Origin of the sequence: Pseudomonas sp. R3-18-08 (assembly GCF_003852065.1) — a bacterium.
In the GTDB taxonomy this organism is placed as follows: domain Bacteria; phylum Pseudomonadota; class Gammaproteobacteria; order Pseudomonadales; family Pseudomonadaceae; genus Aquipseudomonas.
On the sequence record NZ_CP027729.1, the window covers coordinates 448,875 to 462,782 of the forward strand.

A 13,908-nucleotide genomic window follows, 5' to 3' on the forward strand; every position below is an offset into this window, starting at 1 on the left:
GAGGGGGCTTGCTCCCGATGGCGGTGTATCAGTCAGGTAGATGTTGACTGACACTCTGCCATCGGGAGCAAGCCCCCTCCCACATTGGATCTTCGGTGGATCCGAGAGCGGTGATCAGCCCTCATCACCTTCGTCGTCGTCACCGCCGTCGACCTTCATCCCCAGCTCCTTGATCTTGCGCGTCAGGGTATTACGCCCCCAGCCCAGCAGCACAGCGGCATCGCGACGGCGGCCAGCGGTGTGCTTCAGCGCGGTCTCGATCATGATCCGCTCGAACGCCGGCACGGCGCTGTCCAGCAGGTTCGACTGGCCGCGTGCCAGGGCCTGGTCGGCCCATTGGCGCAGTGCCTGTTCCCAGTTGGTGACCGGTGCCGAATCCTGCGGCAGGCTCAGCAGTTCCGGCGGCAGGTCGCTGATATGCACTTCGCGCCCGGAGGCCATCACCGTGATCCAGCGGCAGGTGTTCTCCAACTGGCGTACGTTGCCGGGCCATGGCAGGTTCTTCAGGTATTCCTCGGTCTCGCTTTTCAGCAGCTTCGGCTCGACGGCCAGCTCCTGGGCGGCGCGGCTGAGGAAGTGACGGGCGAGGGTGGGGATGTCTTCGCGGCGGTCCGACATGCGCGGGATGTGGATCCGGATCACGTTGAGGCGATGGAACAAGTCCTCGCGAAATTTGCCGGCGTGGACCAGGGTTTCCAGGTTCTGGTGGGTCGCCGCGATGATGCGTACATCGACCTTGACCGGCGTATGCCCGCCGACGCGATAGAACTCACCATCGGCCAGCACCCGCAGCAGGCGGGTCTGGGTATCGGCCGGCATGTCGCCGATTTCATCGAGGAACAGGGTGCCGCCGTCCGCTTGCTCAAAGCGCCCGCGCCGCAGGTTGGCCGCACCGGTGAACGCGCCTTTTTCATGGCCGAACAGCTCGGACTCCATCAAGTCTTTCGGGATAGCCGCCATATTCAACGCGATAAACGGCGACGCCGCCCGAGGGCTGTGACGGTGCAGCGCGTGGGCGACCAGCTCTTTACCGGTACCCGACTCGCCGTTGATCAGCACGGTGATGTTGGAGTGGCTCAAGCGCCCGATGGCGCGAAACACTTCCTGCATCGCCGGCGCTTCACCGATGATTTCCGGCGTGCGCGTCAGGGCCGGCGGGGCTTCCTGGTTCTGCTGTTCCTGGGCGTGCTGGTTGGCGCGCTTGACCAGCGCCACCGCCTCATCCACATCGAACGGCTTGGGCAGGTATTCGAAGGCGCCGCCCTGATACGACGCGACAGCGCTGTCCAGGTCCGAGTGCGCCGTCATGATGATCACCGGCAGGCGCGGGTGCTGTTCGCGAATCCGCGCCAGCAGGTCCAGGCCGCTGGCGCCGGGCATGCGGATATCGGAGATGATCACATCCGGCTGCTGGCGAGCCAGGCGGCTCATCACACCGTCGGCGCTGTCGAAGCTCTGGGTGGTCATGCCTTCCTGTTGCAAGGCTTTCTCCAGGACCCAGCGGATAGAACGGTCGTCATCGACGATCCAGACAGTTTCACTACGGCTCATGTCGTGGGGGCTCCTTGTTCCAATGGCAGGAAGATCGAGAACGTGGTGTGGCCGGGATGGCTCTCACATTCGATCAGGCCCTGATGCTGGCTGATGATGTTCTGGGTAATGGCCAGGCCCAGCCCGGTACCGTCCGGGCGGCCGCTGACCATGGGGAAGAAGATGGTTTCCTGCAATTCCGCAGGAATGCCCGGGCCGTTGTCGATGATTTCGACCTTGGTCACCAGGCGATGGCGCACATGCCCAATGGTGAACTGGCGCAGGGCGCGGGTACGCAGGCTGATGCGGCCCAGGCGCAGCTCGTTCTGGCTGCTGATGGCCTGCATGGCGTTGCGCACGATATTGAGCACCGCCTGGATCATCTGCTCGCGGTCGATCAAGACATCGGGGATGCTGGGGTCATAGTCGCGCACCAGGGTGATGCAGCCCTGGCTTTCGGCCTCGACCAGCTGGCAGACGCGCTCCAGCACTTCGTGCACGTTGGTCATCGCCAGCGACGGCAGCTTGTTGGAGCCGAGCATGCGGTCCACCAGGTTACGCAGGCGGTCGGCCTCTTCGATGATGACGTTGGTGTAGTCCTTGAGATGCTCCTCCGGCAGCTCGCGGGCCAGCAACTGCGCCGCGCCACGAATGCCGCCCAGCGGGTTCTTGATCTCGTGGGCCAGGCCGCGCACCAGCATCTTGCTGGTTTCCTGCTTGGACAGCTGCGCTTCCTCCTTGGTGATGCGCAGCAGGCGGTCGCGGGGGTGCACTTCGAGCAGCAGCAGCGTCGCGCCATTGCTCAGGATCGGCGTCACCGCGTAGTCGACAGTCAGCGTCTGCCCGGTCAGGGCGGTGAGCATCGCTTCGCGCTTGGTGAACGGGTGTGCCTGTTCCACGGCCTGGCGCAACGAGCTCAAAGCTTCGGCCGACTCGGTAAACAATTCGCTGATGAACTGCCCATGGCTGCGCTGGCCGCTGATAGCCAGGAGCATCTCCGCCGCCGGATTCATGTACTCAAGACGCAGGTCGGCGTTGAGCAGGATGGTCGCAGTGGTCAGGTTGTCGAGTAGCAAACGGTGCAGTGCATCACTTATGGTCATCAGGACCTCTTTTGGAGCAAGGCGCAGGCTTGAGGCACACGCTGATACAAGGAAAATGCAAAAACCAAACCAAGGCTCCGAAAAGAAGCGTTAAAGCCCTGAAATAAGGGGTTAAGGCGCGAAACTGTGGCGTTCTGCCAGCTTGTTCGGGAAGAATCGAACCAAAATGGGCTGGATCGCTGGGATGGGTGCAACCTATCGCACCAATATAGTGCGTTTTGAGAAAGTCTGTTCAGGAAGCTGAATGCACCCAAATCCAATGTGGGAGGGGGCTTGCTCCCGATAGCGGTGTATCAGCTGTTAAATATGCTGACTGACACTCTGCTATCGGGAGCAAGCCCCCTCCCACAGTTTTGATTGGGTTTGCAGGCGTTAACCTTTGTAGACGCACAGCTCCGCCGTGGCGCGGATCATCGCCAGTTGGCGCAGCGGGTCATTCAAGGGCTCATGCACTGCCTCGGCAAGCCATTGCGGGCATTGAGGGTCTGTGCGCAGGGGTGTGAAGTCGGCCAGTTGCTGCAGCAGGCTTTTTTGCAGCTCATCCAATCGCGGGCGAATCTGCTTGATCAGGTCCGGACGCGGATCGTCGGGGGCCTTGCCCTGGAATTGCCAGTCGGACAAATGGGTGTACTGCACCAGTTTGTTTGCCTCGATCTGCGCCGCGAAGAATTGCTCGGCAGAGGCGGGGTCCAGTTTGTAGCTCGGTGCTTGGGCGACGACGCTGGCAATCACTTCCTGCTCGCGCTTTTTATCTTCCACGGGCTTATGGCTGTCCCATTTGCTCAAGGCTACCTGGTCGGCTATCTCCAGGCGCTCGGCGATGCTGTTGAGCAGTGGCTCGAGGGTGGGCGGTGCGGCGAATGCACCGGCACTGACGAACATCAAGGCAAATACGAATCGAGATTTCAAAGGCGATCCCCTGTAGGAGCGAGCTTGCTCGCGAAGGTCGTTAACGATAGCGCGTAAATGTTGAAGAAATGAGGTGTCTTTGCGTTTTTCGCGAGCAAGCTCGTTCCTACAAAAAATTGCGCAAAAAAAGACCTCCCGAAGGAGGCCCTTTTTTCAATCACGCTACATCAAGCAGCGCTACCGGATCAGCAGCTGTAGTACAGCTCGTATTCCAGTGGGTGTACGAAGGTACGAACCTTGATTTCTTCTTCGCTTTTGAGCTCGATGTAGGCATCGATGAAGTCGTCGCTGAACACGCCGCCTTTGGTCAGGAACGCACGGCCCTTGTCCAGCTCTTCCAGGGCTTCTTTCAGGCTGCCGCACACTTGTGGAATCTCTTTGGCCTCTTCAGGCGGCAGGTCGTACAAGTTTTTGTCGGCGGCGTCGCCAGGGTGGATCTTGTTCTGGATGCCATCCAGGCCAGCCATGACCAGGGCTGCGAAAGCCAGGTATGGGTTGGCTGCCGGGTCCGGGAAGCGGGCTTCGATACGACGAGCGCGCGGGCTGGACACGTAAGGGATCCGGATAGAGGCGGAACGGTTACGGGCCGAGTAGGCCAGCATCACCGGCGCTTCGAAGCCTGGGACCAGACGCTTGTAGGAGTTGGTCGACGGGTTGGTGAAGCCGTTCAGGGCCTTACCGTGCTTGATGATACCGCCGATGAAGTACAGGGCGGTGTCGGACAGGCCGGCATAACCTTCGCCGGCGAAGGTGTTCTTGCCTTCTTTGGCGATGGACAAGTGAACGTGCATACCCGAACCGTTATCGCCGTACAGCGGCTTAGGCATGAAGGTAGCGGTACGGCCGTAGGCATCAGCCACGTTGTGTACGCAGTACTTCAGGGTCTGGACTTCGTCAGCCTTGGCGACCAGGGTGTTGAACTTCACACCGATTTCGTTCTGGCCGGCAGTCGCCACTTCGTGGTGGTGAACTTCGATGACCAGGCCCATTTCTTCCATGGCGTTGCACATGGAGGTACGGATTTCGTGGTCGTGGTCGAACGGCGGAACAGGGAAGTAGCCACCTTTGATGCCTGGACGGTGGCCTTTGTTGCCGCCTTCCACGTCCTGGTCGGACATCCACGAGCCTTGTTCGGAGTAGATCTTGAACATGGAGCCGGAGATGTCGGACTTGAACTTGACCGAATCGAAGATGAAGAATTCTGGCTCCGGGCCTACGAATACGGTGTCGCCGATACCGGTCGACTTCAGGTATTCCTCGGCACGCTTGGCGATCGCACGTGGGTCGCGGTCGTAGCCTTGCATGGTCGAAGGCTCGATCACGTCGCAGACGATGATCAGGGTTGGGTCTTCGGTGAACGGGTCGAGGACGGCAGTGCTGTCGTCCGGCATCAGGATCATGTCGGAGGCTTCGATGCCTTTCCAGCCAGCGATGGAGGAACCGTCGAACATCTTGCCTTCTTCGAAGAAAGCATCATCCAGCGCGTCGCGAGCCGGCATGGTCACGTGGTGCTGAGTACCTTTGGTGTCCGTGAAGCGCAGATCAATCCATTTAACGTCATGATCTTTGATGAGTTGAACCGACTTCGACATGGTGTCCTCCGGGTGGCTTCGGGCTAGGGTAGTGGAGTTAGCCCTTAGAATTTGGGTGATGCCGGCGCGGATACTCCGCCAAGGCAACCTGCCTCACAAGAGAGCAAATTGCATGCCAGTGCGCCAACATGGTCTTTTTGCTTCAAAATGGCCCCTATAACGGTGCAATCGGCCAAAGCGCGGTAAATAGCGCACTGCAATGTAGCGCTAACGGGCGAAAATGACCCGTTTTGGTGCGCAGCGAATGCGCTGCATATTAACTGGTTAAACCTTGAGCGATTTCCGCTATAATCCGCGCCCCCCTTTTTCAGCAGGCCCGGCGCGCGCTGTTTCCATGAAATTAATCGTTAAAGTCTTCCCCGAGATCACCATCAAGAGCCGACCGGTACGGACGCGTTTCATCCGTCAATTGGCCAAGAACATCCGTGCCGTGCTCCGTGACCTGGACCCGGCTGTGGTGGTGAATGGCGTGTGGGACAACCTCGAGCTGGAAACCCGCCTGACCGACGCCAAAGCCTTGAAGGACATGACCGAGCGCCTGAGCTGCATGCCGGGCATCGCGCATTTTCTGCAGGTGGATGAGTACCCGCTGGGCGACTTCGACGACATCACCGAGAAGTGCAAACAGCACTTCGGTGACGCGCTGGCCGGCAAGATTTTTTCGGTGCGCTGCAAGCGTGCCGGCAAGCATCCGTTCAGCTCCATGGACGTAGAGAAATACGTCGGCAGCAAGCTGCGTCGCGAGTGCGGCGCCGCCGGAATTTCCCTGAAAGCACCGCAAATTGAAGTGCGCATGGAAATTCGCGACAAACGGTTGTTCGTGATCCACAGCCAGCACAACAGCATCGGCGGCTACCCGCTGGGCGCCCTGGAACAGACCCTGGTATTGATGTCCGGCGGTTTCGATTCGACGGTGGCGGCCTACCAGATCATGCGTCGCGGCCTGATGAGCCACTTCTGCTTCTTTAATCTGGGCGGGCGTGCACACGAATTGGGCGTGATGGAAGTCGCGCACTTTATCTGGAAGAAGTACGGCAGCTCCCAACGCGTGCTATTTGTGAGCGTACCGTTCGAGGAAGTGCTGGGCGAAATTCTCGGCAAAGTCGATAACGGTCATATGGGCGTCGTATTGAAGCGTATGATGTTGCGCGCGGCGTCCCGGATTGCCGATCGGTTGCAGATCGACGCGCTGGTGACCGGTGAAGCGATCTCCCAGGTATCCAGCCAGACGCTGCCAAACCTGTCGATCATCGACTGCGTCACCGAGAAACTGGTGTTGCGCCCGCTGATCGCCAGCCACAAGCAGGACATCATCGATCAGGCAGAGCAGATCGGCACCGCCGACTTTGCCAAGCATATGCCTGAGTACTGCGGGGTCATTTCGGTGAACCCCAAGACCCACGCCAAGCGCAACCGCGTGGAGTATGAAGAACAACAGTTCGACATGGCGATTCTGGAGCGAGCGCTCGAGAACGCCAAACTGGTCCCGATCGATCGCGTCATCGACGAGCTGGGCCAGGATGTGCAGATCGAAGAAGTCAGCGAAGCCCTGGCTGGCCAGATCATCGTCGACATCCGCCACCCGGATGCCGCCGAGGATGAGCCGCTGGAAATTCCTGGCATCGACGTACAAACGCTGCCGTTTTATGCATTGAACGCGCGTTTCAAGGAACTGGATGACAGCCGTCAGTACCTGCTGTATTGCGACAAAGGCGTGATGAGTCGCCTGCATGCCCACCATTTGCTCAGTGAGGGGCATGCCAATGTGCGCGTTTATCGACCGAGCTAAGAGCCCGGGGCTGTTTGCCTGTGGCCTGCGTCACCGGCCCCCCGACTCTGCCGTCAAGCTGTAACGGCAAGGCCTGACTCTACTGTAAATCGCTGCCACGACCTGTCAGCACACCGAATCCTCTGATCGAGATACACAAGTGATCGAAAATCTACGTAACATCGCCATCATTGCTCACGTTGACCATGGTAAAACCACCCTGGTAGACAAACTCTTGCGTCAATCCGGCACCCTGGAGCGCAACGAGCTCAACGACGAGCGCGTGATGGACTCCAACGACCAGGAAAAAGAGCGCGGTATTACCATCCTGGCAAAAAACACCGCAATCAACTGGAACGGCTACCACATCAACATCGTGGACACCCCGGGCCACGCCGACTTCGGCGGCGAAGTAGAACGCGTAATGTCGATGGTTGACTCCGTTCTGCTGCTGGTTGACGCTCAAGACGGCCCTATGCCGCAAACCCGTTTCGTGACCAAGAAGGCTTTCGAAGCCGGCCTGCGTCCGATCGTGTGCATCAACAAGGTTGACCGTCCAGGCGCGCGTCCGGACTGGGTTCTGGACCAGATCTTCGACCTGTTCGACAACCTGGGTGCCACCGAAGAGCAGCTTGATTTCCAAGTGATCTACGCCTCGGCCCTGAACGGTATTGCCGGTCTGGAACACACCGCCATGGCGGAAGACATGACCCCGCTGTACCAGGCCATCGTTGACCACGTTCCACCACCGAAGGTTGACCGTGAAGGCCCGTTCCAGATGCAAATCTCGGCACTGGACTACAACAGCTTCCTGGGTGTTATCGGCGTTGGCCGTATCGCCCGTGGCAGCGTCAAGCCGAACACCCCGGTTGTCGCGATCGGTGCCGACGGCAAGAAGCGTAACGGCCGTATCCTGAAGCTGATGGGCCACCACGGCCTGCACCGTATCGACGTTGAGGAAGCCTTCGCCGGCGACATCGTGTGCGTCAGCGGCATGGACTCGCTGTTCATCTCCGACACCCTGTGCCAGCCGGACACCGTCGAGGCGATGAAGCCCCTGACCGTTGACGAGCCGACCGTTTCCATGACCTTCCAGGTCAACGACTCGCCGTTCTGCGGTAAAGAAGGCAAGTTCGTGACCTCCCGTAACATCAAGGAGCGTCTGGACAAAGAGCTGCTGTACAACGTTGCCCTGCGCGTTGAAGAAGGCGACTCGGCCGACAAGTTCAAGGTCTCCGGCCGTGGTGAGCTGCACCTCTCGGTACTGATCGAAACCATGCGTCGCGAAGGCTTCGAAATGGGTGTTGGTCGTCCGGAAGTGATCATCCGTACCGTTGACGGCGTGAAGCAGGAACCGTTCGAAAACGTCACCATCGACACCCCGGAAGAATCCCAGGGCAAGGTGATGGAAGAGATGGGCCTGCGTAAAGGCGACCTGACCAACATGGTGCCGGATGGCAAAGGCCGTGTGCGTCTGGAATACAACATCCCTGCTCGCGGTCTGATCGGTTTCCGTAACCAGTTCCTGACCCTGACCAACGGTGCTGGCATCCTGACCTCAATCTTCGATCGCTACGACACCATGAAGTCCGGCGACATGTCCGGCCGTCAGAACGGTGTTCTGGTATCGGTAGAAACCGGCAAGGCGCTGACCTACTCCCTGGAAACCCTTCAGGCGCGTGGCAAGCTGTTCGTTGAACACGGTCAAGAGATCTACAACGGCCAGATCGTTGGTCTGAACAGCCGTGACAACGACATGGGCGTCAACCCAACCAAAGGCAAGAAGCTCGACAACATGCGTGCTTCGGGTAAAGACGAAACCATCGCTCTGGTTCCACCGGTGAAGTTCACCCTGGAACAGGCCCTGGAATTCATCCAGGACGACGAGCTGTGTGAAGTCACGCCTAAGTCGATCCGCCTGCGTAAGAAGATCCTGGACGAAGGCGAGCGTACCCGCGCTGCCAAGAAAGCCAAGAACTGAGTTAGCTCAGGCTGAATAAAAACGCCCCCGGTCGAAAGGCCGGGGGCGTTTTTTTATGCCTGATGTTTGTGTGGTGTCTGTACTGGCCTCATCGGGGGCAAGCCCCCTCCCACATTTTGATCTGTGAACACATTCAAGTGTGGGAGGGGGCTTGCCCCCGATGAGGCCCCAGAGAGCCCCGCAAAACCTGGATCAGAACTTGTCGAGCGTCTTGAAATTAGTCTCGCGCACCACTTCCTTGGGCTTGTACGCGCAATACCCCGGCCGCGGCCCGATTTTCGGGTGGTTGCGGCAGGTATCCGGGCGCTTGTCATAAATAGTGCAAAAGCGCGTCTTACGATCCAAGTACAAGCAGTCGTTGTTGCTCATGCGCTGCAAGGTAAAAATTTCGGATTTGGAATTGAAGCGCTCGACGATGCCTTCCTTCTGCAAACGCTTGGCGATGTTCTTCGGCGGATCGCCGCGCTCGAACTCATCGACGATGCCGATGCGGATCAGGTCCTTGATCTTCACTTCGACCGGCAGCGTGCAGCAGCTGGACACGCAGCCACCGCACATGTGGGCGGAATATTTCTGCCAGGTCTCGAGACGGTCGAGTTCCGCGGCGGCGATCAGTTGAGGCTTCATCAGGGTTCCAAAAGGTGGGGCTGTATCCGGGCGCGCGATCATACCGGGATTGGTGGTTTTTTGAACAACCTTTTCAGAGTTTCTGCGCGAACGGCGATCAGGCACGACCTCTGCATCAAATTCATGCAACGCGCAATGAGTTAAAAAACTGACGAACCAGAGCGTCCACCGTCTGTCAGACCGTCTAGGCTCTAGCAACTCCTTCTATCTCGCCCGAGGTCGCAATTGATGTCTCAGGAACCACTTGCACGAGAAGCAGAGGTAGCCGCATTTCGCGATGCTGTCTTGACCAAACTCACCTACGCGGTGGGCAAGGACCCGGATCACGCCTTCGACCACGACTGGTTCGAAGCCATTGCCCTGGCCGCCCGCGACCAGATGGTCGACCACTGGATGAACCATACGCGGCGCATCTACCGCAAAGGCCAGAAACGGGTTTATTACCTCTCGCTGGAATTTCTCATCGGCCGCTTGCTCTACGACAGCCTGAGCAACCTCGGCGTGCTGGAAATTGCGCGCGAAGCGCTGTCCGAGCTGGGCGTAGACCTTGAGCGCATCCGTCTGCTCGAACCCGACGCGGCGCTGGGCAACGGTGGCTTGGGCCGTCTGGCGGCGTGCTTCATGGAAAGCATGTCGACCCTGGGCATTGCCGGCCACGGTTATGGCATTCGTTACGAACACGGCTTGTTCCGCCAGGCGATTGTCGATGGCTGGCAGCAGGAGCAGACCGAACGCTGGCTGGATTTCGGTAACCCGTGGGAGTTCGAGCGCGCCGAAGTGATCTACCCGATCGGTTTTGGCGGCAGCGTGGAAACCCTGGCGGACGCGTCCGGCAAGATGATTCAAGTGTGGTCGCCCAGCGAAACCGTACGCGCGGTCGCCTACGACACCCCGGTGGTCGGCTGGCGGGGTGCCAGCGTCAACACCCTGCGCCTGTGGCGAGCCCGTGCGGTGGAAGACCTGCACCTGGAACGCTTCAACGCCGGTGACCACTTGGGCGCCGTGGCCGAGGTGGCCCGCGCCGAAAGCATTTCCCGGGTGCTCTACCCGGCTGACAGCACCGAAGCGGGGCAGGAACTGCGCCTGCGCCAGGAATACTTCTTCGTTTCCGCCTCGTTGCAAGACTTGCTGCGCCGCCACAAGAACATGCACGGCTCAGTGCTGAGCCTGGGCGAACACGCCGCCATCCAGCTCAACGATACCCACCCGTCCATCGCCGTGGCCGAGTTGATGCGCCAGTTGGTCGACCTGCACGACATTCCGTGGGAAGCCGCGTGGGACGTCACTGTCGAAACGCTTTCCTACACCAACCACACCTTGCTGCCCGAGGCATTGGAAACCTGGCCGGTCGGTTTGATGGAGCGCATGCTGCCCCGGCATATGCAGATCATCTACCTGATCAACGCCCAGCATATCGACTCGCTGCGCGCCAAGGGCATTCACGACTTCGATGTGCTGCGCGCTGTGTCGTTGATTGAAGAAGACAACGGCCGTCGTGTGCGCATGGGCAACCTGGCGTTCCTCGGTTCCCACAGTGTCAACGGCGTGTCCGGCCTGCACACCCAGTTGATGCGCAGCACGGTGTTTTCCGAACTGCATAAGCTCTACCCGGAGCGCATCAACAACAAAACCAACGGCATCACCTTCCGCCGCTGGCTGTACCAGGCCAACCCCAAGCTCACCGATATGCTGGTGCAAGCCCTGGGCCCTGACATTCTCGACAACATGGAAACCCGCCTGGGCGAGCTGGAAACCTTCGCCGAGAAACAGACCTTCCGCAAAGCCTTCGCCGACCAACGCCTGCACAGTAAGCGGGCGCTGGCCGAGATCATTCATGAGCGCCTGGGTATTTCGGTGAACCCGGCGGCGATGTTCGACGTGCAGGTCAAACGGATCCACGAGTACAAGCGCCAGTTGCTCAACCTGCTGCACACCGTGGCGCTGTATCAGGCGATCCGGGCCGAGCCGGAGGTCGACTGGGTGCCGCGGGTGAAAATCTTCGCCGGCAAGGCGGCGGCGAGTTATCACCAGGCCAAGCTGATCATCAAGCTGACCAACGACATCGCCCGCACCGTCAACAACGACCCGACCGTACGCGGCCTGCTCAAAGTGGTGTTTTTGCCCAACTACAACGTCAGCCTGGCGGAGAGCATCATCCCGGCGGCGGATTTGTCTGAGCAGATTTCTACCGCCGGTTTCGAGGCGTCGGGCACCAGTAACATGAAGTTCGGCCTCAACGGCGCGCTGACCATCGGCACCATGGACGGCGCCAACGTGGAAATGCACGAGCGGGTGGGCGCCGAGCACATGTTCATCTTCGGCCTCAGTGCCCAGCAGGTCGAAGCCCGCAAGCACGCCGGTGAATTCAACGCCGGGCCGGAAATCGCCGCCTCCCATCGCTTGAGCGATGTGCTGCAGGCGATCCGTGGCGGGGTGTTCTCGCCGGATGATCCGGGCCGGTATGTGGGTTTGATCGACGGGCTGATCGACTATGACCGCTTCCTGGTGTGTGCCGACTTCGACTCCTACTGGGACGCCCAGACGCGGGTCGAGGCGCACTGGCATGACTCCAAGGCCTGGTGGCGCTCGGCGGTGCTGAATACGGCGCGGATGGGTTGGTTCAGCTCGGACCGTACCATTCGCGAATACGCCACCGAAATCTGGAAAGCCCTCGACTAAACGCCGCAGTAAAAAATGTGGGAGGGGGCTTGCTCCCGATAGCGGTCTATCAGTTAACAGCGATGTCGACTGGCACACCGCTATCGGAGCAAGCCCCCTCCCACATGGGGTCCGCGTCGATATACCAGGCGCCATGGTGCGCAAACCGCAGGGCCAGCCGTGAACTCTATTGGCGTTAAATCCTCTGATTAGAGGAAATCAGCCCCGACTCGCGCTAAACTGCGCGGGTTTTTAAGCCCCCCATTCTCCGGAGCCGTCCATGTCCCGCGTTACCTTGAGTCGCTATTTGATCGAGCAGACCCGCAGCAACAACACGCCTGCCGATCTGCGCTTCCTTATCGAAGTGGTGGCGCGTGCTTGCAAGGAGATCAGCCACGCCGTGTCCAAAGGCGCACTCGGTGGTGTCCTGGGCAGCATGGGCACTGAAAACGTGCAGGGCGAAGTGCAGAAAAAGCTCGACGTTATCTCCAACGAAATCCTGCTCGAAGCCAACGAATGGGGCGGTCACCTGGCCGGCATGGCCTCCGAGGAAATGGACAATGCCTACCAGATTCCGGGCAAATACCCCAAAGGCGCGTACCTGTTGGTATTCGACCCACTGGACGGTTCGTCCAACATCGACATCAACGCGCCAGTCGGTACTATCTTCTCGGTACTGCGTTGCCCGAACGAATACCTGAGCCAGAACGAAGCCCTGAACGAAAAGGCCTTCCTGCAGCCGGGCACCGAGCAGGTTGCCGCCGGTTACGCGATCTACGGCCCACAGACCATGCTGGTGCTGACCCTGGGCGATGGCGTCAAAGGCTTCACCCTGGACCGCGAAATGGGCAGCTTCGTACTCACCCACGAAGACATCTCCATTCCGGCCTCCACCCAGGAATTTGCGATCAACATGTCCAACCAGCGTCACTGGGAAGAACCGGTGAAGCGCTACGTCAACGAGTTGATGGAAGGCGAAGAAGGCCCGCTGAAGAAAAATTTCAACATGCGCTGGGTCGCGGCCATGGTTGCCGACGTGCACCGCATCCTGACCCGAGGTGGCTTGTTCATGTACCCACGTGACGGCCGCGAGCCGTCCAAGCCGGGCAAGCTGCGCCTGATGTACGAAGCCAACCCGATGTCGTTCCTGGTGGAGCAGGCGGGCGGGGCGTCCACTGACGGCCACCAGCGCATCCTCGACATCCAGCCCGAAGGCCTGCACCAGCGTGTGGCGGTGTTCCTGGGCTCCAAGGAAGAAGTTGAGCGTGTGACGGCGTATCACAAGAAGTAAGCTGCTGCGATAGGTTATCCGCCGTGTTGTGAGGCGGATCACCGTTAAAGAAGCCCCGAAACGTTTCAGCGTTTTCGGGGCTTTTTTGTTTTCACTCGTCGGGAACCAGACACCTCTTTTCCCTTCTAAGCTTCTGGCAGATACCCCAGCTGCCTTGTCTCTCCAGGAGCTTTTCCATGTCTTTACGCCGTCTCGCCCTGCTGGCTTTTTGCGTGCTGTTAGCCGCCTGCAGCAAGGTCAACCAAGAAAATTACCAGAAGCTGTCGGCCGGCATGGCCAAGGCCGAGGTTGAGTCGCTGCTGGGCAAGCCGACCGATTGTTCCGGCGCACTGGGCATGTCCAGCTGCACCTGGGGCGATAAAAACAGCTTTATCAGCGTGCAGTACGCCGGTGACAAAGTTCTGATGTTTTCCGGGCAAGGCCTGAAGTAAACCGGGGCGCGAGCCTGC

10 protein-coding genes are annotated in these 13,908 nt (G+C 59.5%); 5 read left to right on the forward strand and 5 right to left on the reverse strand.

What is annotated here, in order from left to right:
• Positions 1-114 precede the first annotated feature (114 nt).
• The 4 genes from ntrC to glnA form a co-directional block, all read right to left on the reverse strand.
• The gene (gene ntrC / locus C4J92_RS02030; RefSeq protein WP_003218003.1) at positions 115-1,551 is read right to left on the reverse strand and encodes a nitrogen regulation protein NR(I); all 1,437 of its coding nucleotides are present in this window, start codon (positions 1,549-1,551) and stop codon (positions 115-117) included.
• On the reverse strand, positions 1,548-2,633 hold the full coding sequence (glnL, locus tag C4J92_RS02035; RefSeq protein ID WP_005783937.1) for a nitrogen regulation protein NR(II): 1,086 nt from the start codon (positions 2,631-2,633) through the stop codon (positions 1,548-1,550). Before glnL ends, ntrC begins: the two co-directional genes overlap by 4 nt.
• 372 nt (positions 2,634-3,005) lie before the next feature.
• Complete coding sequence (locus C4J92_RS02040) at positions 3,006-3,542, reverse strand: chorismate mutase (protein ID WP_124402794.1); 537 nt, start codon at positions 3,540-3,542, stop codon at positions 3,006-3,008.
• Between the two features lie 185 nt (positions 3,543-3,727).
• Positions 3,728-5,134: a glutamate--ammonia ligase gene (gene glnA, locus C4J92_RS02045; RefSeq protein WP_124360867.1), complete on the reverse strand. Its 1,407-nt coding sequence runs from the start codon at positions 5,132-5,134 to the stop codon at positions 3,728-3,730.
• A gap of 334 nt (positions 5,135-5,468) precedes the next feature.
• Between glnA and thiI the strand changes: the two genes are divergently transcribed.
• Positions 5,469-6,923: a tRNA uracil 4-sulfurtransferase ThiI gene (thiI, locus tag C4J92_RS02055; RefSeq protein WP_124360869.1), complete on the forward strand. Its 1,455-nt coding sequence runs from the start codon at positions 5,469-5,471 to the stop codon at positions 6,921-6,923.
• A gap of 139 nt (positions 6,924-7,062) precedes the next feature.
• Positions 7,063-8,883, forward strand: coding sequence for a translational GTPase TypA (gene typA / locus C4J92_RS02060; RefSeq protein ID WP_124365497.1), 1,821 nt, complete (start codon positions 7,063-7,065; stop codon positions 8,881-8,883).
• 192 nt (positions 8,884-9,075) lie between these two features.
• Here the strand turns inward: typA and C4J92_RS02065 are convergent, their stop codons facing one another.
• A complete protein-coding gene (locus tag C4J92_RS02065) occupies positions 9,076-9,510 on the reverse strand; it encodes a YkgJ family cysteine cluster protein (RefSeq protein WP_003237464.1) in 435 nt (144 codons plus the stop codon).
• Between the two features lie 228 nt (positions 9,511-9,738).
• Here C4J92_RS02065 and C4J92_RS02070 point away from each other — a divergent pair, with 228 nt between their 5' ends.
• The 3 genes from C4J92_RS02070 to C4J92_RS02080 all read left to right on the forward strand — a co-directional run bounded on the left by C4J92_RS02070 (position 9,739) and on the right by C4J92_RS02080 (position 13,890).
• Positions 9,739-12,189 carry a glycogen/starch/alpha-glucan phosphorylase gene (locus tag C4J92_RS02070; RefSeq protein ID WP_124402795.1) on the forward strand — a complete coding sequence of 817 codons (2,451 nt, stop codon included), beginning with the start codon at positions 9,739-9,741 and terminating at the stop codon, positions 12,187-12,189.
• A 259-nt stretch (positions 12,190-12,448) separates the two neighbouring features.
• The gene (locus tag C4J92_RS02075; RefSeq protein ID WP_124360871.1) at positions 12,449-13,459 is read left to right on the forward strand and encodes a class 1 fructose-bisphosphatase; all 1,011 of its coding nucleotides are present in this window, start codon (positions 12,449-12,451) and stop codon (positions 13,457-13,459) included.
• Between the two features lie 176 nt (positions 13,460-13,635).
• Positions 13,636-13,890 carry a lipoprotein gene (locus tag C4J92_RS02080; protein WP_033897714.1) on the forward strand — a complete coding sequence of 85 codons (255 nt, stop codon included), beginning with the start codon at positions 13,636-13,638 and terminating at the stop codon, positions 13,888-13,890.
• The last annotated feature ends 18 nt before the right edge of the window (positions 13,891-13,908 follow it).